At 42.2% G+C, this 26246-nt stretch carries 23 protein-coding genes and 1 other RNA gene; 9 read left to right on the top strand and 15 right to left on the bottom strand.

What is annotated here, in order from left to right:
* Nucleotides 1-3 precede the first annotated feature (3 nt).
* On the bottom strand, nt 4-4461 hold the full coding sequence (gltB, locus tag LGZ98_RS16145) for a glutamate synthase large subunit (RefSeq protein WP_113043951.1): 4458 nt from the start codon (nt 4459-4461) through the stop codon (nt 4-6).
* Between the two features lie 750 nt (nt 4462-5211).
* Between gltB and arcB the strand changes: the two genes are divergently transcribed.
* From arcB to mtgA, 3 genes are all read left to right on the top strand, one after another.
* A complete protein-coding gene (gene arcB / locus LGZ98_RS16140; protein ID WP_113043952.1) occupies nt 5212-7557 on the top strand; it encodes an aerobic respiration two-component sensor histidine kinase ArcB in 2346 nt (781 codons plus the stop codon).
* 233 nt (nt 7558-7790) lie between these two features.
* Nucleotides 7791-8444 carry an isoprenoid biosynthesis glyoxalase ElbB gene (gene elbB / locus LGZ98_RS16135; protein ID WP_113043953.1) on the top strand — a complete coding sequence of 218 codons (654 nt, stop codon included), beginning with the start codon at nt 7791-7793 and terminating at the stop codon, nt 8442-8444.
* A gap of 4 nt (nt 8445-8448) precedes the next feature.
* Entirely contained in the window at nt 8449-9174 is a 726-nt protein-coding gene (mtgA, locus tag LGZ98_RS16130) for a monofunctional biosynthetic peptidoglycan transglycosylase (protein ID WP_113043954.1), read from the top strand.
* Between the two features lie 131 nt (nt 9175-9305).
* On the opposite strand, the gene dolP is transcribed toward mtgA, so the two are convergent.
* The 4 genes from dolP to LGZ98_RS16110 all read right to left on the bottom strand — a co-directional run bounded on the left by dolP (nt 9306) and on the right by LGZ98_RS16110 (nt 12700).
* The gene (dolP, locus tag LGZ98_RS16125) at nt 9306-9881 is read right to left on the bottom strand and encodes a division/outer membrane stress-associated lipid-binding lipoprotein (RefSeq protein WP_113043955.1); all 576 of its coding nucleotides are present in this window, start codon (nt 9879-9881) and stop codon (nt 9306-9308) included.
* 10 nt (nt 9882-9891) lie between these two features.
* The gene (gene diaA, locus LGZ98_RS16120) at nt 9892-10482 is read right to left on the bottom strand and encodes a DnaA initiator-associating protein DiaA (RefSeq protein ID WP_112878876.1); all 591 of its coding nucleotides are present in this window, start codon (nt 10480-10482) and stop codon (nt 9892-9894) included.
* Nucleotides 10483-10506: 24 nt separating this feature from the next.
* Complete coding sequence (locus LGZ98_RS16115; RefSeq protein ID WP_113043967.1) at nt 10507-10887, bottom strand: YraN family protein; 381 nt, start codon at nt 10885-10887, stop codon at nt 10507-10509.
* A 70-nt stretch (nt 10888-10957) separates the two neighbouring features.
* On the bottom strand, nt 10958-12700 hold the full coding sequence (locus LGZ98_RS16110) for a penicillin-binding protein activator (RefSeq protein WP_228901164.1): 1743 nt from the start codon (nt 12698-12700) through the stop codon (nt 10958-10960).
* 63 nt (nt 12701-12763) lie between these two features.
* Between LGZ98_RS16110 and rsmI the strand changes: the two genes are divergently transcribed.
* Together rsmI and rnpB are read left to right on the top strand one after the other, a co-directional pair.
* On the top strand, nt 12764-13630 hold the full coding sequence (rsmI, locus tag LGZ98_RS16105; RefSeq protein ID WP_113043956.1) for a 16S rRNA (cytidine(1402)-2'-O)-methyltransferase: 867 nt from the start codon (nt 12764-12766) through the stop codon (nt 13628-13630).
* Nucleotides 13631-13705: 75 nt separating this feature from the next.
* Nucleotides 13706-14082: RNase P RNA component class A (rnpB, locus tag LGZ98_RS16100), an RNA gene on the top strand.
* Between the two features lie 43 nt (nt 14083-14125).
* Here rnpB and LGZ98_RS16095 read toward each other — a convergent pair.
* Nucleotides 14126-14827 (bottom strand): pirin family protein, encoded by a 702-nt coding sequence (locus LGZ98_RS16095; RefSeq protein WP_113043957.1) that lies wholly within the window; start codon nt 14825-14827, stop codon nt 14126-14128.
* A gap of 110 nt (nt 14828-14937) precedes the next feature.
* Between LGZ98_RS16095 and LGZ98_RS16090 the strand changes: the two genes are divergently transcribed.
* Nucleotides 14938-15834, top strand: coding sequence for a LysR family transcriptional regulator (locus tag LGZ98_RS16090; RefSeq protein ID WP_112895519.1), 897 nt, complete (start codon nt 14938-14940; stop codon nt 15832-15834).
* Nucleotides 15835-16173: 339 nt separating this feature from the next.
* Here LGZ98_RS16090 and LGZ98_RS16085 read toward each other — a convergent pair whose 3' ends face one another.
* The 8 genes from LGZ98_RS16085 to LGZ98_RS16050 all read right to left on the bottom strand — a co-directional run bounded on the left by LGZ98_RS16085 (nt 16174) and on the right by LGZ98_RS16050 (nt 21136).
* Complete coding sequence (locus LGZ98_RS16085; protein ID WP_113043958.1) at nt 16174-16944, bottom strand: hypothetical protein; 771 nt, start codon at nt 16942-16944, stop codon at nt 16174-16176.
* Nucleotides 16945-17042: 98 nt separating this feature from the next.
* Entirely contained in the window at nt 17043-17381 is a 339-nt protein-coding gene (locus LGZ98_RS16080; RefSeq protein ID WP_113043959.1) for a hypothetical protein, read from the bottom strand.
* Nucleotides 17382-18229: 848 nt separating this feature from the next.
* Nucleotides 18230-18625 carry a DoxX family protein gene (locus tag LGZ98_RS16075; RefSeq protein WP_113043960.1) on the bottom strand — a complete coding sequence of 132 codons (396 nt, stop codon included), beginning with the start codon at nt 18623-18625 and terminating at the stop codon, nt 18230-18232.
* Between the two features lie 212 nt (nt 18626-18837).
* On the bottom strand, nt 18838-19098 hold the full coding sequence (locus LGZ98_RS16070; RefSeq protein WP_113043961.1) for a YqjK-like family protein: 261 nt from the start codon (nt 19096-19098) through the stop codon (nt 18838-18840).
* The gene (locus LGZ98_RS16065) at nt 19091-19492 is read right to left on the bottom strand and encodes a phage holin family protein (RefSeq protein WP_228902200.1); all 402 of its coding nucleotides are present in this window, start codon (nt 19490-19492) and stop codon (nt 19091-19093) included. The genes LGZ98_RS16070 and LGZ98_RS16065 overlap by 8 nt, the downstream gene beginning before the upstream one ends.
* 1 nt (nt 19493) lies before the next feature.
* The gene (locus tag LGZ98_RS16060; protein ID WP_112878868.1) at nt 19494-19799 is read right to left on the bottom strand and encodes an ElaB/YgaM/YqjD family protein; all 306 of its coding nucleotides are present in this window, start codon (nt 19797-19799) and stop codon (nt 19494-19496) included.
* Between the two features lie 194 nt (nt 19800-19993).
* Nucleotides 19994-20665 (bottom strand): DedA family protein, encoded by a 672-nt coding sequence (locus tag LGZ98_RS16055; RefSeq protein WP_112878867.1) that lies wholly within the window; start codon nt 20663-20665, stop codon nt 19994-19996.
* A gap of 264 nt (nt 20666-20929) precedes the next feature.
* On the bottom strand, nt 20930-21136 hold the full coding sequence (locus tag LGZ98_RS16050) for a hypothetical protein (RefSeq protein ID WP_146748133.1): 207 nt from the start codon (nt 21134-21136) through the stop codon (nt 20930-20932).
* An 89-nt stretch (nt 21137-21225) separates the two neighbouring features.
* Between LGZ98_RS16050 and LGZ98_RS16045 the strand changes: the two genes are divergently transcribed.
* Both LGZ98_RS16045 and sstT read left to right on the top strand, forming a co-directional pair.
* Nucleotides 21226-22188, top strand: coding sequence for a TerC family protein (locus tag LGZ98_RS16045; RefSeq protein ID WP_262978284.1), 963 nt, complete (start codon nt 21226-21228; stop codon nt 22186-22188).
* 290 nt (nt 22189-22478) lie between these two features.
* Nucleotides 22479-23726, top strand: a complete 1248-nt coding sequence (gene sstT, locus LGZ98_RS16040; protein WP_262978283.1) for a serine/threonine transporter SstT — start codon at nt 22479-22481, stop codon at nt 23724-23726.
* A gap of 125 nt (nt 23727-23851) precedes the next feature.
* Here sstT and LGZ98_RS16035 read toward each other — a convergent pair whose 3' ends face one another.
* Nucleotides 23852-25873 (bottom strand): oxidoreductase, encoded by a 2022-nt coding sequence (locus tag LGZ98_RS16035; RefSeq protein WP_262978282.1) that lies wholly within the window; start codon nt 25871-25873, stop codon nt 23852-23854.
* Between the two features lie 82 nt (nt 25874-25955).
* Between LGZ98_RS16035 and LGZ98_RS16030 the strand changes: the two genes are divergently transcribed.
* Complete coding sequence (locus tag LGZ98_RS16030; RefSeq protein WP_162120488.1) at nt 25956-26111, top strand: hypothetical protein; 156 nt, start codon at nt 25956-25958, stop codon at nt 26109-26111.
* Nucleotides 26112-26246 lie beyond the last annotated feature (135 nt).

Here is a 26246-nt window from a genome sequence, read left to right as displayed (position 1 = left end):
TCCTTATTGCGCTTGAATTCGCAACTCTGCGGAAGAACGACTGCGATGTCCCAATAGGGCTTTCACATCACTGGATTTTGGCTTCACAAGCGCAAATTTGCTCAGCCACTGTTGCCAGTTAGCAAGAATATCTTCACCGCGCTGGGAGCCTGTCAGGTGGACGTGTTCAGTGATAAGCCCTCTCAAGTGCTCTTCGTGGATAGCTAAGGCATCTACTGCCAGTACTTCAACCAACTCTGGGTTAACCCGTTTGCGGAAATCATCATTTTCATCCAGGACATAAGCAAAGCCGCCGGTCATTCCTGCACCAAAATTTATTCCAGTGCGTCCGAGAATACAGACGATACCTCCTGTCATATATTCACAGCCGTTATCTCCGATACCTTCCACAACCGTGATAGCACCTGAATTACGAACGGCGAAGCGTTCTCCTGCTCGCCCGGCTGCAAACAGCTTGCCTCCGGTTGCACCGTAGAGACATGTGTTGCCAATGAGGGTTGCCTGATGGCTTTTGAAGGCAGAACCTACAGGAGGGTGTATGACAATGCGGCCGCCAGCCATACCTTTGCCGACATAATCATTGGCATCACCGATAAGCGTCAGCTCCAGACCGCCGGCATTCCAGACGCCAAAACTTTGACCGGCAGTACCATTGAAATGAATTTTTATGGGCGTTGCGGCGATCCCCTGATTACCATATCGAGCAGCGATAAAACCGGAAAGGGAAGCGCCCACTGAACGATCCGTATTACGGATATCGAAATAGAAAGTTTTACTTTGTTGGTTTTCAATATAGCTAGCGGCTTGAGCCAGTAAATTCTTATTCAGGACCCCATTATCGAATGGTGGATTGTTTTCAGTGCAATATAAGGCTTTGCCCTGATGGGGTTCTGCGGTTGCCAAGAGCGGATCAAGATTGAGTTTGCTCTGTTTTGCTGAAATACCTTCCAGTACTTCCAACAGGTCAGTTCGGCCTATTAAATCAGTTAGATTTTTGACACCCAATGTAGCCATGATTTCTCTGGTTTCACGGGCGATAAAGCGGAAATAATTCATTACCCGTTCAGGTAATCCGTGGTAGTGGTCGCGACGTAATTTCTCATCCTGAGTGGCAACCCCGGTTGCACAATTATTAAGATGGCAAATACGCAGATATTTGCATCCAAGGGCAACCATTGGCCCAGTACCGAAACCGAAACTTTCAGCGCCAAGAATGGCCGCTTTAATAATATCTACGCCTGTTTTCAACCCGCCGTCAACTTGTAAGCGGATCTTATGACGTAATCCGTTAGCAACTAGCGCTTGTTGGGTTTCCACCAGCCCCAATTCCCACGGGCATCCTGCATATTTCACCGATGACAATGGACTGGCACCGGTACCGCCGTCATAGCCTGCGATAGTAATTAAATCGGCATAAGCTTTGGCAACGCCAGTGGCAACAGTACCAACACCGGGTTCTGAAACCAGTTTTACTGAGATCAGCGCATTGGGGTTGATCTGTTTTAGATCGAAAATCAACTGAGCTAAATCTTCAATAGAGTAAATATCGTGATGTGGTGGTGGAGAAATAAGTGTTACGCCGGGGACGGAATAACGTAGTTTTGCAATGTACGGTGTTACCTTATCACCCGGTAATTGCCCACCTTCTCCGGGTTTAGCGCCTTGTGCGACTTTAATCTGAATCACATCAGCGTTGACCAGATAAGCCGGTGTCACACCAAACCGACCGGAAGCAACTTGTTTGATACGGGAAACCTTTTTTGTTCCATAACGTGCGGGATCTTCTCCACCTTCGCCGGAGTTGGAAAAACCACCTAACGTATTCATAGCTTCAGCCAGAGCTTCGTGTGCTTCCGGGCTTAATGCTCCAATCGACATCGCTGCGGTATCAAAGCGTTTAAACAGCTCTTCGGCAGGTTCTACTTCTTCAATAGGTAGAGGTTCACCTTTTGTTTTTATCGCCAGCAAATCACGGATTGTGGTAATTGGACGCTGATTAACCAAACGAGAATATTTCAAGTAATCGTGATATTCGCCACTATGAACCGCAGACTGTAAAGTGCTTATCACATCTGGGTTATAAGCGTGATATTCGCCGTTATGAACATATTTCAGCAATCCGCCCTGATCGAGTGGTTGACGAGCAAGCCATGTACGTTTAGATAAGTTTTGCAGATCCTGCTCGAAATCGCTGAAATTAGCACCGCCAATTCGGCTGACGACGCCATTGAAGCAGAATTCAGTTAATTCGGAATGTAAGCCGACAGCTTCAAATAGTTTAGAGCAGCGATAGGAGGCGATAGTCGAGATGCCCATTTTCGACATGATTTTATATAACCCTTTATTAATACCATTGCGGTAGTTAAGCATGACATCAGCATAAGGTTTATTAATTGTGCCATTATCGACCATTTTGGCGAGGGATTCATAAGCCAGGTAGGGATAAATCGCTGTTGCACCAAATCCCAGTAGTACAGTGAAATGGTGTGGATCACGGGCACTCGCTGTTTCTACTATCAAGTTGGTATCACAGCGTAGGCTTTTTTCTACCAAACGGTGTTGAATAGCGCCAACGGCCATAGGCGCTGGTATAGGTAACTTCTCCGACGTAATGTTGCGGTCAGATAATACCAACAATACCGCACCATCTCTGGCGAGTTGTTCAGCCTGATCACACAATGCAAACAGGGCATTTTGCAGATTGGTTTCTTGTGGATTGAAAGTTAAGTCTAATTGTTCTGCGCGATAGTGTGGACTTTGCTGCGTTATTAATTGGTGAAAGTCAGAGTAGAGCAGAATAGGAGATTTAAAACTTAATCGGTGTGCCTGTCCCTCTGCTTCACAAAATACGTTCATCTCCCGCCCGATGCAGGTGGTGAGAGACATAACATGTGCTTCGCGTAGTGGGTCGATTGGCGGATTAGTGACTTGAGCAAATTGCTGGCGGAAATAGTCATAAATAATCCGTGGGCGGCTGGAAAGGACGGCAAACGGCGTATCATCTCCCATTGAACCGGTTGCTTCCTGACCATTCTCTCCCAGGACTCGGATGATTTGATCTAGCTCTTCGTTGCTGTAGGCAAATTGTTTGTGATAGACCGCTAAGGATTGATCGTTCAGATCCCGATGACCAGTTTGATCTTCCAGTAATTCTTCGAATGGGGTCAGACGCTTGACGTTTTTATCCATCCATTCTTTATAGGGATGGCGGCTTTTCAAGTCATTGTCTGTTTCTTCTGCATGCAGGATGCGGCCTTGGCGGGTATCAATCACGATAAGTTCACCGGGACCAACTCGCCCTTTTTCCACCACTTCATCTGGTTGATAATCCCAGATACCGACTTCGGAAGCACAGGTGATCAACTTATCTTTGGTGATAACATAACGGGCTGGGCGCAAGCCATTACGATCCAGATTACAGGCAGCGTAGCGTCCATCTGACATAACGATACCCGCGGGGCCATCCCACGGTTCCATGTGCATAGAGTTGAAATCAAAAAAAGCCCGCAGATCTTCATCCATATCAGGATTGTTTTGCCATGCGGGAGGAACCAGCAATCGCATAGCACGGATTAAATCCATTCCGCCGTTGAGAAACAGTTCCAGCATATTATCCAGCGAGCTGGAATCTGACCCTGTTTCATTGACAAAAGGGGCGGCAGTGTGCAGATCGGGAATAAGCGGTGTCTTGAATTTATAGGATCTTGCTCGTGCCCACTGGCGGTTACCGGTGATGGTGTTTATTTCACCGTTATGGGCAAGATAGCGGAAAGGTTGTGCCAATGGCCAGCGCGGGACGGTATTGGTTGAAAAGCGTTGATGGAATAGGCAAATTGCCGATTCCAAACGTAAATCAGCCAGATCGGGATAGAAACGGGGCAAATCTGCCGCCATGCACAGCCCTTTATAGATAGTCACTAGATTAGACAAACTGCAAACATAAAAGTCGCTGTCATTGATGCGTTTTTCTATTCGTCGGCGAGCAACGAACAAGCGGCGTTCTAAATCACGTGCACGCCAGCCAGCCGGAGCATTAACAAAAATCTGTTCAATATGAGGGAGGCTTGAAAGGGCTATTTCGCCCAGAATATCACTGTTGATGGGGACTGCACGCCAGCCAACGACTGACAGGGTTTCATTTTGTAGCTCTTGTTCGATGATTGCCCGGCAGTTTTGTGCAATCTGAGGATCTTGGCTGAGAAATAGCATACCGACGGCGTAATTGCGGGCTAAATGCCACTCTTGCTCCTGTGCGACCATCCGAAAAAAGCGGTCAGGTTTTTGCAACAATAAACCACAACCGTCACCGGTTTTGCCATCTGCCAGGATTGCCCCACGATGTTGCATTCTGGCCAAGGCATGGATAGCGGTACGTACTACTTTGTGGCTTGGCTCCCCTTCAATATGGGCTATCAGTCCAAAGCCACAGTTATCCTTTTCTTGAGATTTGTTATATAGCATAGTGTGAACCTCCCGAGGTTCTGTCCGACTCTCACAGAAACTCACAGACATTTGTGAGATTAATATTTTTTACTGGCGTCTGAATTGCGCCCTCAATCAACCACCACTTGTTTATTTGTGATAAACAGGTGGTGACTTAAATGATATTGTGTCACTGCATAATTATGGTTCAGATGAGAATCTGACAGATGATTTCCAGTGACGACTTTCCAAGTTAACTAGAAATATAAATCAGGTCAAATATCACCGGGATAAGATAAGGACAGGTGACAAGTAAAGTTAATGCTATGATTTATAAGTGGAAAAATTAACATTAGTGTTGTGTGATATAGATCATGTTAGGATTTTAATGTGATTTATATCACTAATATTCGTGTAATATTTGTTTTGTATATGCTGTTAAACTTTTATTTATTAGATTTAAAATCTGACTAATGTTAACTTTACGGAATTAATTTATATTTTTGTTTATTTATAAGAATAAAGTTTTATCTTTTTGGGGTATTAACAGAGTAAAAAAGAATTTTATGCTTATTTTATCAATGTATTTGATTATTTATTCATGCTTGGATTGTGCGAAAAGACCGGCAGGAGTAAAAAGCCAGAATAATGTTTGGGAAGTCATCATTAAAACTATTAAATAATACTATTGTTTTACCAGGTCAACAATTTCTGTTATTCCTTCAACGAAGTGGCCGGTTTTTTACGGTATGATCCGGAATGGTCATATTTAACGGGAGTTTTTATGAAATGAAGCTGCTCAGGGGCCTGGCCCAATATTATGTTGATTTAATGATGAAATTGGGGTTAGTGCGCTTCTCATTACTGCTTGCATCTGCACTGGTCGTTCTTGCTATGTGTGTACAGATGGTAGTCACTTTTCTGCTTCAGGGAGGAGTGCAAAGTATTGATTTAGTTCGCTCAATCTTTTTTGGTTTGTTGATTACACCTTGGGCTGTCTATTTTCTTTCGGTTGTTGTTGAACAGCTTGAAGAGTCCCGTCAGCGATTATCTAAATTAGTTGAAAAGTTGGAAGTTATGCGTCAGCGTGATCGGGAACTTAATCAGCAATTAAAAGACAACATTATTAAGCTTAATCAGGAGATCTCGGAAAGAGAAAAAGCTGAGCAGGCGCATCTGATATTGTTGGATAAACTCAAAGAAGAGATGAAACACCGTGAGCAGACGCAGATTGAGTTGGAACAACAATCTGTATTGTTGAAATCTTTTCTCGATGCTTCTCCTGATTTGGTCTATTACCGTAATGAAAATAATGAATTTTCTGGTTGTAACCGGGCGATGGAATTGCTGACGGGTAAAAGCCAGAAACAACTTGTCGGGCTGACACCAAACGATGTTTATGACAAAGAGGTTGCTCGCAAGGTAATGAAAACCGATGAAAAAGTGTTCCGTCATAATGTTGCACTCACTTATGAGCAATGGCTAGTTTATCCCGATGGTCGAAAAGCCTGTTTTGAGCTTCGGAAAGTCCCTTTTTATGATCGGGTAGGAAAAAGACATGGGCTTATGGGATTTGGGCGCGATATAACGGAACGTAAGCGTTATCAGGACGCTTTGGAGAATGCAAGTAGGGATAAGACCACTTTTATCTCAACGATTAGCCATGAGCTTCGTACGCCTTTAAATGGCATTGTTGGTTTGAGCCGTATTCTGCTCGATACTGAGTTGACATCTGAGCAAAATGACTATCTGAAAACGATTCATGTCAGTGCCATCACGCTGGGTAATATTTTCAATGACATTATTGAAATGGATAAAATTGAACGGCGTAAAGTGCAAATTGATAATCAGCCAATTGATTTTACCGGTTTTATGTCCGATCTGGAAAACCTCTCTGGGCTGCTGGTGCAACCGAAAGATATTAAATTTGTCATGAACCCAGAACTGCCACTGCCTGCCAGAATCATGACAGATGGTACTCGCTTGCGCCAAATTCTGTGGAACTTGATTGGCAATGCGGTGAAATTTACGCAAAAAGGTGAGATTACTGTTCGAATCTGGTACGAAGAGGAAGAACGTTTGCTGTTTGAAGTCACAGATACGGGGATTGGTATCCCACATGATGAGCTGGAGAAGATTTTTGCGATGTATTATCAAGTGAGAGGCAGTCATGGTGGTTGTCCAGCAACGGGAACCGGTATTGGATTGGCGGTATCCAAACGTTTGGCTCAAAGTATGGGAGGGGATATTGTGGTGGAAAGTGAGCCGGGACAAGGTTCTCGATTTACACTGTCTATCATTGCACCGGCTATGGAGGAGAATCTTTTATGCAAAGAAGATACAGATGATTATCCACTTCCAGCGTTGCATATCTTATTGGTGGAAGATATTGAGCTGAATGTGATTGTTGCTCGCTCTGTGTTGGAGAAATTGGGTAACAGCGTGGAAGTCGCTATGAATGGTAAAGATGCGCTAGACGTGTTTAAGCCAGGAGAGTTCGATTTGGTACTGCTTGATATTCAGCTACCCGATATGACCGGGTTAGATATCTCCCGGGAATTAAGTCAGCGATATGCCAAAAAGGATCTGCCACCGCTGATTGCACTGACAGCAAATGTCTTAAAAGACAAAAAAGAGTATCTGGATGCAGGTATGAATGGTGTGTTGAGTAAGCCGCTTTCTGTGAATGCGTTAACCGCCATTATTGAACAATATTGGGGGGAACAGTCTGTGCATCATATGCAGCCGGAAGAAGAGGAGTCAGGATTGATGAAAAAAGGTGAAGATTTACTTGATACAGAAATGCTTAACCAATACATCGAGCTCGTTGGGCCTCAATTGATTCGCAATAGTCTGAGTGTGTTTGAAAAGATGATGCCGGGTTACTTATCTGTTCTGGACTCAAACATGACAGCTAAAGACCAGAAAGGCATTACGGAGGAAGCGCATAAGATAAAAGGTGCTGCGGGATCAGTTGGATTGCGTCATTTACAGCAACTGGCCCAGCAGATTCAATCACCTGATTTACCTGCATGGTGGGATAATGTTCAGGAATGGGTTGATGAGTTAAAGCAAGAATGGAGAAACGATACGGAAATTTTGGGAGAATGGTTGACGGACGCTGAAAAAAAATAACCCCAACCGAGGTTGGGGTGCGCGAATACTGCGCCAACACCAGGGAAAACTGTTTACACGCCTATCTAATATTTGGTTGCGGCGAGTAAATGAGGAATTCTCCGTACATCATACAAGTACCAACATAGCAAAGATAAGATTTTTTGTTACAAGATTCATTAAAATCTGTGATGAAGATTGGTGTTTAACCCCCTAAAGGGTTAAGCAATAATCTACTACAAATGGAGTGAGGTATGAAATCAGTTGCGGTTGTCTTAAGTGGATGTGGTGTATTCGATGGTAGCGAAATTCATGAGTCAGTATTAACTCTGCTTTCTTTAGACCGTTTAGGTGTTAAAACGAGCTTTTTTGCGCCTGACGAACGACAACTTCATGTTATTAATCATATTAACGGTGGAGAAACTGGCGAAGAACGTAACGTCCTACAGGAATCTGCTCGTATTTCAAGGGGAAAAATTAAGCCTTTATCACAAGCAAATGCCGATGAATTTGATGCCCTGATAATTCCTGGGGGATTTGGTGTTGCAAAGAATTTATGTGACTTTGCCGTTAAGACAGTTGATTGCGAAATAAATAAGGAATTATTAAGTTTTGTGAGGGCTATGCATAAGCAACATAAACCAATGGGATTTATGTGTATTGCGCCTGTTATGTTGCCAAAATTACTTAATAAACCGGTGAAACTAACTGTCGGCAATGATCCTGAAACGGTTGCTCAAGTAGAGGCAATGGGAGGAGTCCATATCATTTGCAAGGTAAATGATGTTGTTGTTGATTTAGAAAATAAAATTGTGACGACACCAGCCTACATGCTTGCTGAATCTATTTCTCAGGCAGAAGAGGGAATTGATAAACTTGTCAGAAAAGTATTGGAAATGACTGAGTAACTGGATGCGAAATCCTTTTCAATTTTTATGGTACTGGCTTAAAAAAATCGTAATCTCAGTTATTATCTTATGGATAGTTTCTGTTGTTGCATTTTCATTTTTGCCAGTGCCGTTTTCTATGGTTATGGTTGAGCGCCAGATTAGCGCTTGGTTATCAGTTAATTTTTATTATGTATCTTGTTCTAGTTGGGTAGGGCAAGGACAAATATCGCCAAATATCGCATTGGCTGTTATTGCTGCGGAAGATCAAAAATTCCCACAGCATTGGGGATTTGACTTTGATGCTATCGAAAGTGTACTTGAGCGTAATAAGAATAATTCTGGAAGGCTCAGGGGGGCTTCAACGATTTCTCAGCAAACGGCCAAAAATTTATTTTTGTGGGACGGACGTAGCTGGGTAAGAAAAGGGTTGGAAGCCGGGATGACCTTTGCTATTGAACTGGGATGGTCAAAAAGTAGAATTCTGACTGTTTACCTTAACGTAGCAGAATTTGGCGATGGCATTTTTGGTGTTGAAGAGGCATCTAAACGCTATTTTCATAAATCAGCCAGTAAATTGACGGCATCAGAAGCCGCTTTACTTGCTGCTGTATTGCCTAATCCACACCGCTATAAAGTTAACTCACCTTCGGCTTATGTCTTACAGCGTCAGCAATGGATTTTGCGGCAAATGCGGTTGTTGGGTGGGGTGAGTTATCTTGAGAAAAATGGGTTAATGAAAAATGATTGAAGGAAGAATGAGAGGTTATTCAGTTTGACGTGGGATGATGAAAAGGGTAAAACGCCAGCGCCAAAAAATGACGCGGCCTGATACCTGAATGTTTGACAGATTTATCGTGTCATCACTTTCAATCAATATATTTAATTCAAATAAGTAAATGCGGTTGTTACCCGCTTAACACCGTTAGTTTCGCTGGCAATTTTCGCTGCGGCGTTACCCTCTTGTTTGGTCAGAATGCCCAGTAAAAAGACTTCGCCGTTTTCCGTAACGACTTTTATGTTAGAAGACTTAACCGAGTCACTAGCCAGGATTTTTGAGCGTACTTTAGTTGTAACCCAGGTATCCTTAGAAGCAGTACCTAATTCAACAGGTTTCCCCTGACGAATTTCATTGTAAACGGTGTGTGCTCCATCAACACGCGATGCTATCTGTTTAGCACGGTCTGAAAGGCTTGAGTCTGGGGTTTGACCTGTCAGTAAAACTTTTCCTTGATAGGCAGTGGTAATAATACGGGTTTGCTCTTTGAGCTGCTTATCTTTGTTAAGCGCATTACTGACACGGGCTTCGAGAGTACTATCGTCAACCTGTTGACCAATAGTGCGGGGATCGGTTGCGGTTTTAGTCGCTACGGCAGCAGAACTGACCACGACTGCACCAATACATCCTTGTAACATTACAGCAGCACAAATCGTAGCTAATAGGGAGAAAAATCGCATTATTGGCTCCTTAGTCATCCTGATGGGGAAAGAGTGTATTATCGATTAAGTCACATAAGCAGTTAACTGTTAGCATATGAACTTCTTGAATTCTGGTACTGCGATGAGATGGAATACGAATCTCTACGTCTTGTGGACCGAGTAAGCCGGCAAGCTCACCACCATCATAGCCAGTAAGGGCGACAATTGTCATATCGCGGGTTACGGCGGCTTCAACGGCTTTGACAATATCACGGCTATTACCATGTGTAGAAATCGCTAATAACACATCGCCTGGCTGACCTAATGCCCGTACTTGTTTAGCATAAATTTCATCATGCTGTTTATTGCTTGAAATCGCAGTGATGACCACATTGTCTGCATTAAGTGACAATGCGGGCAGGCTTGGGCGCTCAGTTTCAAACCGGTTAATCATATTGGCAGCAAACCGTTGGGCAGTCGCTGCTGAGCCTCCATTACCACAGCAAAGGATTTTGTTACCATTCAGTAATGACTGAACCATCATCATTGCCGCTCGCGAGATAGCATCAGGTAATGCTTCTGCGGCTGCAATCTGAGTTTGAATACTTTCTGTAAAACAGACTTTAATTCTATCCAGCACGTTTATAACCTACTCAGTATCATTTTAACGAGTAAACTCATTTTGATTGAAGGCATTTTGCAACCATTCAAATTGTTGACCAGTAATAGCACAAATATCAAAGCGACAAGAAGAGGTTTCAAAACATTCACCTCGTTGAAACAGCCATACTGCGGCAGTGTGTAATAATTTTTTACGCTTGCTACGGGTGATTGTCACCAATGCATCTCCATATTGTCCTGATTTGCGAAAACGGACTTCAATAAAGACCCAAGTTTGCTTGTCTTTCATAATCAGGTCAATTTCACCACCGTGAACTTTCACATTTGCGGCGATAAAAGATAATCCTTGTTTTTGTAAAAACAACTTTGCCTGCGCTTCATAGTTGCGTCCCAGCAGATAACTTGTCAGCTTCTTCATTTTTATCCTGCTTTTTATTTCATTCTGAAATGAGTCATTTGAATTGAAAGGCCGCTTGGTAGCAAGCGGCAAGTAACTAAATAGCCGTGATTTGGCCTTGATGATATTGCATCCATGAGAGTTGTCGGAAAATGGTGCAGTTTTCTTGAACAGACAGCACCCCGGAAGCACCATTGAGTTGGAAATCACTTTGAAGCTGAACTTGACTGAATTGATTTGCTAATGACCAGGCATCAATACCCATAGCATAAAGGCGCATCAAAGAGTAATCATGTGTAAATTTACTGGCTGCTTGCTGCATCAGTGACAAGTTAGCACCGGCGATTAAGGGAATGTCACTGAATTGCATTCCCTCCATCTCCAGGCGGAAATCGGGACCAACGCCCGCCTGATTACTGCGGGAACTTGCGTAAAGGGCGGGCTTATCGCGGGAGCTGATTGCCATATCAATCATTGTCTTAATTAGCGTCAGTTCATCCAGGGTAGAAACAATATAAACGGCATCCACTGAGCCGCCAGTAGAAGTAGGAACGACATCGGTGTTTATCTGGGGGATTTCCAGATCACCAATAGCGATTGATGTAGGTTGATTGCTTGTGACATTGACGGCTGTTCCGGTCAAGCGAATACCGGTACCTCTATTAATTAATTGTTTCAGTTCGGCGGAAGAGCTAAAAGTTTGTTGCAGAACAGCATGTCCCCCTTGTTTTTGCCATTCCTGTGCAAAGGCTTTGGCAATGCGATCACCAAAAGTCCCTCTGGGGACCAAAATCAGAGGATTCTGTTTCTGTTGCTGCCAAATATGTTCCGCAGCATTTTTCGCTTCATCTTCTGGTGACAAAGAAAAATAGCAGATATTAGAGTGTGGTTGAGCATTGTCTAACTCGTTTAGTACTAGCATGTTTAATGCAGTATTTATCTGAACGAGTTTAACCACATCTGGCTTAAGTAACGGCCCGACAACTAAATTCACACCATCCTGCTTAGCCTGAATGAATAAGTTTTCCAATGGCTGGCTGGCTGTGTCATAGATTTTGACCTGTTGTGTGTTAACCGGTGCATTGGCTATGACAGGTGTTGTTTGAGTGGTTGGTATTGTTGAGTCTATGATCGCCCCTTCACTAGGGGACATATCGGTAGAAACCACGCTATCTGACGCGCTATCGTTGTCTGCTATAGATAAATTTTCCGGGTTTTCTGTTGGCAATGATGGACTGGGTAAACCGGCCTGAGCATCAAGAAAACCTTGGCGAATGGCTTCACCGAATACTTTTGCTTGACCACTTAATGGCAGGAACAGAGCAATACGGATATTCGTATTTTGCTGTTGGATGGCTGTCTGTTGTAATTGAACTGGGAGTGACTGTGCGGCAGGGTTTTGTGGATAACGAATTTTCCAGTCACGGATAGCTGCCTGTAGTTTGTCGGAGTCCTGTTTGTTATCCTGATAGGCACTGAGTAAGTCCAGCCAGCCTTGCAGAACATTTTCATCAGCGTTGATGACCAATCCACGGCGCTCTTGTGGTGAAAGACGGGTTAGCATTTGCCAGGTATCATCAATATTTTTTTGACGAGCCGCACTCTCTTTCACAAGTGGTTCCTGAGCGATATAAGCACGGATAACATCAAGAGAAGGTTCGCCATGGGCGGCATCAATGATGGATTGATAACGGGCGATTTCTGCACTGATTTTGTCCTGAGTTTGCGAAGGTTGTTGCCCCTGTTGATCAGGTACGGTACATCCTGCGATGATCATGACTGCCAGCATAGCTGAACAGACTAAACCAGTTTTGATACGCACAAAAATTGAGGAAAGCATACTGTATCCAGCGATGTTTTTTTCAAAGATGCTCAATTTTAAATCGGCCATTCGGATGAAACAATGAATCAACCTAATCGAGCAGTGGTTACGACATCCACGCTATATGTTGTACCAACCCCCATTGGAAACTTGGGTGATATCACTCAGCGTGCGCTTGAAGTTCTTGAGCATGTCGATCTGATTGCAGCCGAAGATACGCGACATACTGGCTTGTTGCTTCAACATTTTGCCATTAATGCACGCATGTTCGCACTTCATGATCATAATGAACAGCAGAAAGCAGATCAATTAATTACAAAACTCCAACAAGGGAAAAGTATTGCATTAGTCTCTGATGCAGGAACGCCTCTGATTAATGATCCTGGTTATCATGTGGTTCGCCGTTGCCGTGAAGCTGGTATTCATGTTGTCCCACTTCCAGGGCCTTGTGCGGCGATAACCGCCTTGTCTGCTGCTGGTCTGCCATCAGATCGTTTCTGTTACGAAGGATTTCTGCCCGCAAAGCGTAAAAGTCGGACAGATACTTTACGGGCTTTGCAACAGGAACCACGCTCATTAATTTTTTATGAATCCACTCATCGTCTGATCGAAAGTTTAGAAGATATGGTTGAGGTGTGGGGAACTGAACGTTACATCGTTTTGGCAAGGGAATTAACAAAAACTTGGGAATCTATTCAAGGGATGCCAGTGGGTGAACTTTTGGCATGGGTGAAGGAAGATGAAACCCGTCGTCGTGGTGAAATGGTATTGATCGTTGAAGGCTATAAAAAACCGGATGACGATGTTTTGCCTCCAGAGGCATTAAGAACGCTGGCGCTTCTTCAACAAGAGCTGCCATTGAAAAAAGCAGCGGCATTGGCAGCAGAGATTCATGGTGTGAAGAAAAATGCACTTTATCGCCATGGGTTGGGTCAGAATGAAGAATAATAGCAATTGCTGAATTAGGGCAGATAGTCGGTAAATGCCTATACATCGTTGGACAAACCTTTTATAATCCGCCGCGGAGTTGACTAGACAGTCGCTGCTTTATCATTAATCCTTTGGATGATAGATGGAGGAGAGGAAAGTCCGGGCTCCACAGGGCAGGGTGCCAGATAACGTCTGGGGGGTGAAAGCCCACGACCAGTGCAACAGAGAGCAAACCGCCGATGGCTTACTTAATGTAGGATCAGGTAAGGGTGAAAGGGTGCGGTAAGAGCGCACCGCGCGGCTGGTGACAGTTCGTGGCACGGTAAACTCCACCCGGAGCAAGGCCAAATAGGGGTTCATTAGGTACGGCCCGTATCGAACCCGGGTAGGCTGCTTGAGCCAGTGCGTAAGTGCTGGCCTAGATGAATGACTGTCCACGACAGAACCCGGCTTATCGGTCAACTTCACAAATTTAGCCCCGTTAGATTGAAATCTGACGGGGCTTTCACTTTTTTAAGCAGCCAGATCAATTAACAGCCCCTGGAATTCCGTATCTGCTTTTAAAACCAGACGACTTTCTTCATGAATAAAAGCGCCATCTCCGCATTTAATTAAATTGCTATCCTTAGAATTGCCTCTTATTTTTATATTTCCGTTTAGGGATTGCAGATAGGCATTTTTTCCCTTTAATTGCAGATGATGAGATTGATTTTTATTAAGGAAAATATGATTTACCCACACTTGCTGACGTAATTGCATACTGCCATCTTCCGCGGTTGGAGAAGCTAGCATAGCCAATGGCTGTTCCGGTAATTCCATTCGTTGCAATGGTAAGCTTTCCTGCTGAGGAAAGGCATTCAGCCAAAGCTGTAAGCGTGTTAGTGGCTTATTAATACTGGCATTATGTTCACTGTAGCTGATGCCTTGACGGGTAGAAAATAGTAAACATTCTCCTTTACCGGCTTTGATGTAGTTGCCTTCGCTGTCACGGTATTCTGCTTCACCTTGTAGAATAATATTCAATATATCCACATGTGGATAGGATCTAGGTTGGAAAGCGGCTTTGGGGGCGATGACTTCCTGATTGAGTACACGTAGCGCACCATAACCTAAAAACTTTGGATCAAAATAGTGACCAAATGAAAATGTATAACGAGCCTGTAGCCAACCATAGTCAGCTTTCCCACATTGTTTTGCTGTTCTATTTATAATCATGATGGTGGTTACCTTAAAAAAACACACACTAAGAATAGTAATTATCTGGACGGCGAAATGTTAGCCAGTTAATCTGGTCAGCATATTCAAATTTCCTGATTGAGAAAAATATGAGCAAAGAACGAGCGCTTACACTGGAATCTCTCCGGGTCATGGATGCGATTGATCGGCGGGGAAGTTTTGCTGCGGCCGCTGATGAGCTTGGTCGTGTTCCTTCTGCACTTAGCTATACGATGCAAAAATTAGAAGAGGAGTTGGATGTAGTGCTGTTTGACCGTTCGGGTCACAGAACTAAATTCACCAATGTTGGCCGTATGTTGCTTGAGCGTGGACGTCAATTGCTTGAAGCTGCTGATAAATTAACGGCTGATGCAGAAGCATTAGCGCGAGGTTGGGAAACTCACCTGACAATTGTTTGTGAAGCATTGGTTCCGGCTTCTTCATTATTCCCGTTAGTAGGTAAGCTTGCTCAAAAATCGAATACTCAGCTCTCTTTATTGACTGAGGTTTTGGCGGGTGCATGGGAGAGGTTGGAAACTGGTCGGGCGGATATTGTTATTGCACCAGATATGCATTTTCGCGCATCGGCAGAAATTAATTCACGTCAGCTTTACAGCATTACCAATGTCTATGTCGCTAGCCCTGATCATCCTATACATCAAGAGCCGGAGCCTCTGTCCGATGTCACGAGGGTGAAGTACCGTGGTATTGCTGTAGCAGATACAGCGAGGGAGCGCCCGGTATTGACGGTTCAATTGTTAGATAAGCAGCAGCGTTTGACGGTCAGTTCTCTGGAAGATAAACGCCGTGCTCTCTTAGCTGGGCTGGGCGTTGCTACCATGCCTTATCCTATGGTGGAACAAGATATTGCAGAGGGTCGTTTGCGGGTGATTAGTTCTGAATACAGCCATGACACAAATGTCATTATGGCATGGCGACGAGACAGCATGGGGGAAGCTAAGTCTTGGTGTTTGCGGGAAATCCCTAAATTATTTGTTAGTCGGTAAGTAGAAGCGATGTGAACAATCAAATTAGGAGTTAGGATGTAAAAAAACATGATTCGATGATTGTTTAACAAAATATGAAATTGTGGCACAACGAATGTGACATTCGTAAATGGCGCCAGCTAGTACAGCAGACTGTCTGGTTGGCTGTGCTGATCTTTTTGAGCAGAGCTGGCATCATTAGTAGGTGTAAATTTTTTCTGAACCAAAATTTTGGGGGATGGCAACAAATAGGACAGGCCATAGTGCATTTTTCTTTGGCAAGAAAGATGCTGCTATAGCAACTGCCTGACTTTCTGAAAAATTGTACTTATTAGCCGAATCTGTCTCCATTTATTATTTTTAGCCAAAATGATTTTTTGCCATATGATATTGTTTGAGAAGATCATCGGTATTATCGTATGTGACAGACCAGCTACTTAGGTTAATTGTTGTGTTATGTTTAACACTGTCTTTGTTCTTTTGTTTATAATCTTTTATTTGTAGTCTCCAACGTATTCCTAATACCCCAATTCCATCGCTTGTGTATTTTTTTTTATCGAAATTATCTATTAGTAAGAGGAATTTTATTCTCCACCCGGAATCATAGTCTTTGATATTGTCATCGTTAATTGAGCTTAGGAGATTTGTTAGCGCAGATTCCATATCTGTTTTGTCCAGAGGTTCTACTAGAGTCTCAGAAGATCCCCTGGCAATTTGGATAAAAGCATTTTTCACTGCCTCTACGTTATCATATTTATTGATTGATGCTGGAGGATCATCCTCATTTCCCGTAAATGTACTGCAATTTTCCCCTAGCCATTTAAAATGTTCCGGTACACCAATATAAATTAGTTTTGTTTTGTATCCGAGGGCATCATCCTCTGGTGACCAGTTAGCTTTGGATGTATGTACGAAATTGTCAGCAATATACTCCCCAATTGCAAATGACTGTGTACTTCCTGTAATTAGTTGTTTTCTTACATCCTCAATATATTCTGAGAGTAAACTTTCATCCGTAAGATCACATGTTAATCCAAGAGCAGTTAATTGTGCCTTTAAGTCACTTGTGGATAGTTGGTCTGGTGTGTCTTTTCTTAATCTCACATTTATTTTTTTACCATAGATAGTCATAAACTCTCCGTTATTATTTTATGGGAATTAAATGTTGATTTAACAATGCATTATAGGTACATTGATTAATTTGAGCTCTATTTTTCTAGCTTAGAATTTTATGGTCTATAAATTAATTCAATGCCTCTTAAATTGCCAAGTCTTACGCAAATGTTAACTTCTAATGCATTGAGATAAGCATTATGACTCATATCATAGAGCCCATAAACACCGTTACCCTCTGTAATACCGGGGGTTAGATATGTGTCATACCATTTCCCTTCTACTAATACATTCATGGCAGGTCCATTTCCATTTTGGTTGCTTGTAATATTTATACTGCTTATAGATGTATTAGCAATTAATTTACCGTCGCAAACATCCTTTAATTTTCCTGCTCCGGTAGCATAAAAAGGCATTAAACAAATAATGGTATAAGCAATTGAGCTATATTTCATTTGTCTTCCCTATTCGTTTATTGTATGAAGGATTCTGTGAATTATCTGGTACAGGTATTTTGTTGAAATTAAAACATAATTATTTAAATTTAAATACTAACTATTAGTCTGAGTGACTATCAATATTTTTAGTGGGTCTCCTATTGCTTAAATGATTTTCTAATGTATATAGTTATGTGTCAAGTTGTTTTTTTTCAGTTTTTGTGTCAATTGATAATATTCTTGATTTATCTCTTTAAACACGTCTTTTTATTTTGTTTTATTTAATGGTTATAGGGTTTTTAAATTTCAAACTGCAATTTAAAAAACAACTGGTTTTTTTAAAAGCCGATTGTCTTAATATTATTTTGTGGAAAAGTGGTGGTAATATAATAAGTATAGCTATTATTGAAAAGGATTTTAATTTAATGTGATAATGTTAATTTTTTATTATTTTATTGTCTGGAATATAATGAGTGATAATTATGCGAAGAAAATATATTAATCGTGAAATTGAATAATAAAAATGTGTGAATTTTAATTTAAATCTCTATATAAATAATAATTCGATATTATAATAGCAATGATTTATTATGAAATAATTTAATTATTTCCTGCCGAGAAGGGAGATGGTTATTTATTTTGATAAAATAACTATTTTACCAGAGTCATTGTGATTCAATAGAAGTTTGTCCTATTGATTAAAGTGAGCCGAAAGATCTTCGAGATCTTTCAGCTTGCTATTTACCTTTAGACTGAATATTGGATATTTGGCTGATAAAATCCTTGAGCGAGAGTGGGATTTTGATCGTTTCGCCTTTTACCTGAAAACTATTATTTTTCAGATTCATAACAGTCACAGCAGGATATTACCAGTTTCTCTTCATCAGACGATCAATACTGAATTTACCTGGACCTGTGATAGACAGTAACAGATAACCTCCTCCGATAGTCAGGTTCTTAAGAAACATAGTCTGGTTCATCCCTTCAGCAAAATTGCTGTGGAAGAGCACGGCAGTCAGGACACAGAAACCAAAGGTAAATAACGCGGTGGTACGGGTTAACAAACCAAACAGAACTGCCAGGCCACCACCTAATTCAAGTAAGATTGTCAGTGGTAATAGAAAGCCAGGGACGCCCATAGCATTCATATATTGTTGAGTACCCGCGTAGGAATCACCTAATTTTCCATAACCTGCAACGATAAACAGAATCGGCATCAAAATGCGAGCCAGTAGCAGGGCACTATCTTCAAATTTTTTCATTAACAACTCCTAAAACGCAGAGAAATAATAATAGTTTTTTTGATGATTAACTTGTACTAACTCGAAATAGCACGATTTGCTAATCATTAACGGATGGAATGTATCCTAAAGGTAGGTGAGCTTAGTTGTAAGCAAGGATTATTAACAATTTTATACAAAGTTTTTGAATGTAGGTAACTAAAGTTATCATCAATGAGATATATTATGAAGAATTATTTCCATTTCAATATTCGAATGATGTAGCGCGACAAACGATAAAATTTCATAGGATGACGCAGGCTATATAAAGAGATAGCGTGGATTGCGGGTCGCAGATAGGGTTTTAATGACAAAAGCTTTTGCCAGCTTTTGTCATAAGGTTCAGTAAAGCTCTTCCAGAGCTGTGTATTGTTGGAAAGTTCAAGTCGCTGTAGCTGGATATTTCTGAGTAGTTGCTGTTTTTTTAGCTTTTTTTTCTGACGTTGTTTACTCATTACTGTGATCCTCCAACATTTCTCTATCTATCTTTAATTGCTCGCGTGTTGCACTAAGTAATGTTGAATTTCGCGCTTTCCTGATGGTCCATATAAGGCCGATAAGCGCCAGAATGAGTAGTGTGCTAGTGGTACTAGCTAATACAATAAAGCGCCAGCTAGGATCGATAGCCCAAAAAATCATAACAAGCAGACACATGAGGCCGAAAGCGGTAAGCAGTAGTGTCAGACTGGCTATGACTATTAGCTGTATTAAAGTGGCTTTTTCTTTTTCCAACTCCAGAACGATCAATTGCAAACGAGTTTCTACTATCTCGATAACAACAGCGGCAATGCGTTGGAGAATGTCAAGGACCCCTTTAGCGGGGCCTTGAGATTTGGATGAGTTGATCATATTAGCGTTTAGCTAACACTACACCTAATATGGCACCGACAACAGTACCAATACCGATGCTTACCCAGGGCTTATCGTGAACGTAGACATCAGCACGACCCGCCATATCTTTTGTTTTCTTAACAACCATATCACTGGCATTACTGAGTTTAAAACGAGTATCTTTGATGACTTCCTCTACTTTGCCGCGAAGTTCTTCCAGCTCGACTTTGGATTTATCACCAGAGCTTTTGATCACTTCTTCCAGTGTATCTGCGAGTGATTTTAATTCAACGTGTAGATCTTCAGTAGTTTTGATCTTTGACATGTAGATTACTCCTCAATGTAAGGTGTGTGTATTTGACTTAGTCAGTTGCTTTTCCTAATGCCGGAAAAGACTATCACTAAATATAGCTTATATTTTGGAAGGTGAATAAAAAACATTAGCGTTATTTCACTATTCTGCTGCAAACGATACTTTCATCTACAGCAGGGAGGGATATTGGATTTTATTGGAATTAATTACTTTTTTTGAGGGGGTTGGCAAGTTTTTTTACGCCATACAACTAACAAACTGCCGCTAAAACCAATAATAAGTAAGGCAAGTGGCAGTAATATCAGGAAATTCATTACCAAGTCTTCATATTGACGGAAAATGGGGGTCTTACCAAATGCATAACCCAAAGAGGTAAGGATAATGACCCACAGGAAGCCACTGAGCCAGTTAAAAAACTGGAAACGACTGTTTTGTAGACCTGTCAGTCCTGCAAGTGTTGGTAAGAGGGTTCTGACAAATGCGAGGAAGCGGCCAAGAAGTAAAGCTGATAGGCCGTGGCGGTGAAAAAGATTGTAAGCTCTTTGGTGATAATAAGCTGGAAGGTGAGAGAGCCAGCCTTGTACTGTCTTGGTATTTCCTAACCATTTTCCTTGGAGATAACCAATCCAACAACCTAAGCTTGCTCCGGCAGTTAATACTACAATCGTTAGAGGGAAACTCATTGCACCTTTGGCAATCAATACGCCAACTAGTATAAGCAGGCTGTCTCCTGGTAAAAATGCAGCAGGAAGGAGGCCATTTTCAAGGAAGAGAATCAAGAATAGCATGATGTAAATGGCCCATAATAGGGATGGGTTGGCCAGAGTTTCATAATCCTGGTACCAAAGTGCATATATAAGTTCTTTTACTATTTCCATCAGGTGTTCCTAAAATGCCTTTGTTCGTTCATCCTGAAAGCATGAGGCTAAACCGATTAAATTACATCCTATTTTACGTTATTTGGTTGGTTTTTATGCCTTTTCACCGTTGAAAAAAGCAAATGACGCAGCCTGCGCCACTGTAACAAAATCAGGGGTGACTAAACAGAAAATTTTGGTGATCAATTGAACGTTCATTAAAATAGGATAAGAAATGGGTCTATGAGGTTGGATGAATTGCGTTTGTTCCCACTGTTTTTATTGTCATTTTTTTATTTTTTCAGTGGTAGATTGATTCTTGTCTGAATTTGATTTATTTTTCACCACAGCAAAGGGGAGTAACTTCCTTGCCGGTTTATCGTCATTACGGTGCAACAGCATCCGGTAGCCGGGCAACCCTGAACTTATACCTGATGGTGCATTTTCTGTGTTGTAAGTGAGACCTTGCCAGAAGGCGAGGGTTGCTTGCAATACATCCATCTCCACGATGTGGGGAAGAAATATAGCAGCGGCTGGCGTCTTCTGAGACTTCAGCCGTTTTTGTTTGTGAGAGAGAGAAAATGAACTCTGTGGGTAGCCCTCTTTTATGGGGAAGTTTTGCTGTCTTAATTACGATTATGTTGTTGCTGGATCTATCCTTACAGGGGCGTAAGAAAGAGCAGGCAATGTCATTTCGTCAAGCTGCTGTCTGGAGTGTGATCTGGATAAGTTTATCGCTCTTATTTGCATTAGGATTATGGTGGTATTGCAGAGAAACCGCAGGGGAAGCGGTTGCCAATAGTCAGACAATGGCTTTCCTTACCGGGTATTTACTTGAGAAAGCACTTGCTGTTGATAATGTGTTTGTTTGGCTGATGTTATTTAGCTATTTTGCTATTCCGGCAAATTTGCAACGTCGGGTGCTCATTTACGGTGTCTTAGGCGCAATTGTGTTGCGTACCGTGATGATCTTTGCAGGGAGCTGGTTGGTTTCTCAATTCAGTTGGATACTCTATCTGTTTGGCCTCTTTTTGCTGGTTACCGGCGTTAAGATGGCGTTGGCGAAAGAGGATGATTCCCCGATAGGCGATAAACCTTTTGTTCGTTGGCTAAAAGCGCATATTCGCATCACTGATAATCTTCACGGAGAACGTTTCTTTGTGAAAGAAAAGGAGTTGTTATATGCGACTCCACTAATCCTGGTTCTGATTTTAGTTGAAATGAGTGACGTTATTTTTGCGGTAGACAGTATTCCTGCTATTTTTGCTGTGACTACAGATCCTTTTATTGTTTTGACCTCTAATCTTTTCGCTATCTTAGGATTACGTGCGATGTATTTTCTGCTGGCAGGGGTGGCAGAGAAATTTACAATGCTGAAATATGGTTTATCAGTCATTCTGGTATTTATCGGTATTAAAATGCTAATAATGGATTTTTATCATATTCCTATGGGGATTTCTCTGGGAACTGTAGCAAGTATTTTGACAATAACAATGATTATTAATGTTTGGGTAAATAAATACAAAACTAAAGAGATACAGTAATTAGATAACTATTTTTTAACAGATAACCATATCTTTCTTGAATGGGGAGATATGGTTTCTTATTGTCTTAAATTGCTGTGAAATGGTTAAACATAAAAACAAATAATTGTGTTTTGTAAATGTGTAAATTGCCGTTTTGATCACACAAATGTGAATGTATTGTTAATAAGTGCTGGCGAGGTTGTATATTTTAACTATCGTAGCTTTTCACTACTCTTGGTTTCCCTATACTGAGGAAATAAACACAAAAAATATAGGCTTAACAGAACTGTTAATAAAATGGATCAGCTATGGAAAAACAAAAACGTGGCTTCGTGCATTACCTTGTACAAGGGAGCCTGGTTAAACAAATTTTGGTAGGTTTAATTGCAGGGATACTGTTAGCGTGGTTGACGCCTTCGGTTGCCAAATCAGTCAGTTTACTTGGGACGTTGTTTGTTGGCGCCTTGAAAGCAGTAGCCCCGGTATTGGTATGGGTTCTGGTTATGTCTTCTATTGCTAACCATAAAAAAGGCCAAAAAACCAATATTCGTCCAATCCTTATCCTCTATATCTTGGGTACATTTTTTGCTGCTCTGGTTGCCGTAGTCGGTAGCTTTATGTTCCCGTTACAACTGGTGCTAGCTGTCAATGATGCTCAGATGTCTCCGCCTGAAAACATTATGGAGGTGATTAAAGGGTTACTGGTTAATGTTGTCGCTAATCCAGTAAACGCGTTACTGAACGGTAACTATATCGGTATTCTTGCCTGGGCTATTAGTTTGGGTATCGCCCTGCGTCATGCGACGGATTCAACTAAGTCTCTAATTCATGACATGTCTGAGGCGGTTACTCAGGTTGTTCGGGTGGTCATTCGTCTTGCACCGATTGGTATTTTCGGTCTGGTGTCTGCAACCATTGCAGAAACGGGATTTGGTGCCTTACTGGGATATGTCCAATTGCTGGTTGTATTACTGGGTTGTATGTTGGTTATGGCATTCATTGTAAATCCATTGATTGTTTACTGGAAAATTCGTCGTAATCCTTATCCGCTGGTATTTGCTTGTCTGCGTGAAAGCGGTGTAACTGCATTTTTCACTCGCAGTTCGGCTGCAAATATTCCAGTGAATATGGCGATGTGCCGCCGTATGAATCTGCATGAAGATACTTATTCAGTTTCTATTCCATTAGGCGCAACTATCAATATGGAAGGCGCTGCGGTGACTATTACGGTATTGACTCTGGCTGCGGTCAATACGCTAGGTATATCGGTTGATTTGCCTACAGCATTTCTACTGAGTGTGGTTGCTGCAATTTGTGCCTGTGGTGCTTCGGGTGTGGCCGGGGGATCGTTATTGTTGATCCCCTTAGCGTGTAGCATGTTTGGGATTTCCAATGAGATGGCTATGCAGGTTGTGGCAGTCGGTTTGATTATTGGTGTATTACAGGATTCCGCGGAAACCAGCCTGAACTCTTCTACCGATGTATTGTTCACTGCCGCTGTTTGTCAGGCTGAGGATGACCGTCTGGCGTCGGATCAGCTAACTCAACGTAATTAATTGATTAAAGTATTCTGGTTTAAAAAAAGATTAGGTAAGAAAGAGTAAAATATCCGCGCCAGGAAGGCGCGGTTTGAGAATTTACTCTGTTTTTACGGCCTGTCTATGACCGTCATTATTTATCATCAAATTTTAAGGCCCAACCGAGTACCTTGATCGATAGCCCGTCGGGCATCCAATTCCGTTGCAACATCTGCCCCACCAATAAGATGCACTGTTTTTCCCGCTCGCTGTAACGGTTGATATAATTCTCTCAGTGGCTCTTGTCCGGCACAAATAACGATATTATCTACGGCAAGACAGCGCTGTTCCCCATTGCTGCTAATATGTAATCCTTGATCATCTATTTTCAAATATTGCATATTGTTGAGCATTTTCACACCACGCAGGTGTAGATTGGTTCTGTGTACCCAACCTGTTGTTTTACCTAATCCTTCACCAACTTTTGTCGGTTTACGTTGTAATAAATAAATTGTCCGGGGAGAAGATTCTGGCTTGGGGCCTTGAGGGGATAAACCACCACGATGTGTCAAATTATGGTCGATACCCCATTCTTCACTGAAAGCGGCGCTATCAAGGCTAGTACTTTTTCCTGGTTGACTCAGATATTCTGCGGTATCAAAACCGATGCCACCTGCGCCAATGATAGCGACACGTTGACCGACATTTTTCTTATCTCTTAATACATCTAAGTAGCTCAATACCTTTTCGTGATGGATACCATCGATCGTGAGTTGGCGAGGTACAATGCCGCTGGCGATAATCACTTCATCGAAATCAGAGAGTGTTTCTGTTGTGGCAGTCTGGTTCAACCGTACATCAACATGATGGATTGCTAACTGACGCTGAAAATAACGCAGTGTTTCATGAAATTCTTCTTTACCGGGGATCTGTTTAGCAATATTAAATTGTCCGCCAATCTGTCCGTCACGTTCAAACAGAGTGACATGATGACCACGACTGGCAGCGGTCACTGAGAATGACAATCCGGCAGGTCCGGCACCGACAACCGCCAGTTTTTTCGGTGTGATAGCCGGTTCGGCGGCCATTTCTGTTTCGTGGCAGGCGCGGGGATTAACTAAACAAGAGGCTATTTCACCGACAAAAATCTGATCCAGACATGCCTGATTACAGCCAATACAAGTGTTAATCTCATCGGCTCGTCCTTGCTGGGCTTTCATAACAAATTCAGCATCAGCCAGAAAAGGTCGTGCCATAGAAACCATATCGGCACAACCCTGTGCTAGCACTTGCTCTGCAATGTTGGGATCATTAATTCTGTTTGTTGTGATCAGTGGAATAGAAACTTTCCCCATCAGCTTTTGCGTTACCCAACTGAATCCGGCGCGGGGAACCATAGTAGCAATCGTTGGGATTCGAGCTTCATGCCAGCCGATACCGGTATTGATGATAGATGCTCCCGCTTGCTCAATAGCAACTGCGAGTTGCTCGATTTCCTGCCAATTAGAACCATCTTCGACTAAATCCAACATCGAAAGCCGGTAGATTAGAATAAATTCTCTCCCTGTTGCTTGACGGACTGCTTTAACAACTTCCACAGCAAAACGCATTCGATTTTCGAAACTTCCGCCCCATTTATCCTGGCGGCGATTGGTACGGGTAGTCAGAAACTGGTTAATCAGATAACCCTCAGAACCCATGATTTCTACGCCATCATAACCTGCTAGCTGTGCCAGTTGAGCACAATGAGCGAAGTCAGCAATGGTTTGCTGAATGTCTTCTTCTGTCATTTCACGAGGCATGAATGGATTAATTGGTGCTTGAATAGCGGTAGGGGCGACAAGGTGTGGTTGATAGCTATAACGGCCGGTATGTAGGATTTGCATTGCAATTTTTCCACCAGCCTGATGAACTGCGTCTGTAATAACTTTATGGTGGATAAGATCTTTTTCATCTACTAGGAATGCAGTGCCTTTCCCTATAACACCTTGTTTATTTGGCGAAATGCCGCCTGTGACAATCAATGCCACGCCTCCGGCTGCCCGTTCAGCGTAAAAGCGGGCAAGCCTCTGGGCGCGATCAGGATGTTCCTCTAGCCCAGTGTGCATTGATCCCATCAAAATGCGGTTTTTTAGTGTGGTAAACCCCAGGTCTAGAGGGGCGAACAGGTGAGGATAATGGCTCATTGCAATCTCCATCGGGTGTTTGTCAATCATAACCAGATTATTATTGTGTTTTAAACCACGGAACAAAACGCAAAGTGGTCGGATGAGTAATGGTTCAAATTTAGATGGAATAAGGTTAATTGGAAAAAAAATGTTAAATGAATGTGATGAAGGTCATGAAATCAGGTTCTATCATAGAGTTAGTGAAAATAATCTGAATGCAAAAGTTGTTGATGTACTCTTTGTTGATTGGTTCTAGAAAGGTTAAATAGATCACACTATGGGCCATAATCGATTTCAGTCGTTCACTTTCCCAGATAGTCCGTAGCATGGTTTTGTATTCTTACATAGAGAGAAAATAGGCTAATTCAGTCAGGCGATTTATTTACCCAGT

This window comes from Photorhabdus kayaii (assembly GCF_025384895.1).
Classification (GTDB): domain Bacteria; phylum Pseudomonadota; class Gammaproteobacteria; order Enterobacterales; family Enterobacteriaceae; genus Photorhabdus; species Photorhabdus kayaii.
Note: the sequence above shows the minus strand (reverse complement) of the source record. Positions and strands in the feature narration are given on the sequence as shown.

Coding starts and splice junctions, on each gene's coding strand:
- LGZ98_RS16080 (WP_113043959.1), bottom strand. CDS start 17,381: ATGAAATATAGCTCAATTGCTTATACCATTATTTGTTTAATGCCTTTT.
- LGZ98_RS16030 (WP_162120488.1), top strand. CDS start 25,956: ATGAGTAATGGTTCAAATTTAGATGGAATAAGGTTAATTGGAAAAAAA.
- LGZ98_RS16055 (WP_112878867.1), bottom strand. CDS start 20,665: ATGGAAATAGTAAAAGAACTTATATATGCACTTTGGTACCAGGATTAT.
- elbB (WP_113043953.1), top strand. CDS start 7,791: ATGAAATCAGTTGCGGTTGTCTTAAGTGGATGTGGTGTATTCGATGGT.
- LGZ98_RS16060 (WP_112878868.1), bottom strand. CDS start 19,799: ATGTCAAAGATCAAAACTACTGAAGATCTACACGTTGAATTAAAATCA.
- LGZ98_RS16085 (WP_113043958.1), bottom strand. CDS start 16,944: ATGACTATCTATGGTAAAAAAATAAATGTGAGATTAAGAAAAGACACA.
- LGZ98_RS16045 (WP_262978284.1), top strand. CDS start 21,226: ATGAACTCTGTGGGTAGCCCTCTTTTATGGGGAAGTTTTGCTGTCTTA.
- LGZ98_RS16095 (WP_113043957.1), bottom strand. CDS start 14,827: ATGATTATAAATAGAACAGCAAAACAATGTGGGAAAGCTGACTATGGT.
- arcB (WP_113043952.1), top strand. CDS start 5,212: ATGAAGCTGCTCAGGGGCCTGGCCCAATATTATGTTGATTTAATGATG.
- sstT (WP_262978283.1), top strand. CDS start 22,479: ATGGAAAAACAAAAACGTGGCTTCGTGCATTACCTTGTACAAGGGAGC.
- LGZ98_RS16090 (WP_112895519.1), top strand. CDS start 14,938: ATGAGCAAAGAACGAGCGCTTACACTGGAATCTCTCCGGGTCATGGAT.
- gltB (WP_113043951.1), bottom strand. CDS start 4,461: ATGCTATATAACAAATCTCAAGAAAAGGATAACTGTGGCTTTGGACTG.
- LGZ98_RS16110 (WP_228901164.1), bottom strand. CDS start 12,700: ATGCTTTCCTCAATTTTTGTGCGTATCAAAACTGGTTTAGTCTGTTCA.
- dolP (WP_113043955.1), bottom strand. CDS start 9,881: ATGCGATTTTTCTCCCTATTAGCTACGATTTGTGCTGCTGTAATGTTA.
- mtgA (WP_113043954.1), top strand. CDS start 8,449: ATGCGAAATCCTTTTCAATTTTTATGGTACTGGCTTAAAAAAATCGTA.
- LGZ98_RS16070 (WP_113043961.1), bottom strand. CDS start 19,098: ATGAGTAAACAACGTCAGAAAAAAAAGCTAAAAAAACAGCAACTACTC.
- LGZ98_RS16035 (WP_262978282.1), bottom strand. CDS start 25,873: ATGAGCCATTATCCTCACCTGTTCGCCCCTCTAGACCTGGGGTTTACC.
- rsmI (WP_113043956.1), top strand. CDS start 12,764: ATGAATCAACCTAATCGAGCAGTGGTTACGACATCCACGCTATATGTT.
- LGZ98_RS16065 (WP_228902200.1), bottom strand. CDS start 19,492: ATGATCAACTCATCCAAATCTCAAGGCCCCGCTAAAGGGGTCCTTGAC.
- LGZ98_RS16075 (WP_113043960.1), bottom strand. CDS start 18,625: ATGAAAAAATTTGAAGATAGTGCCCTGCTACTGGCTCGCATTTTGATG.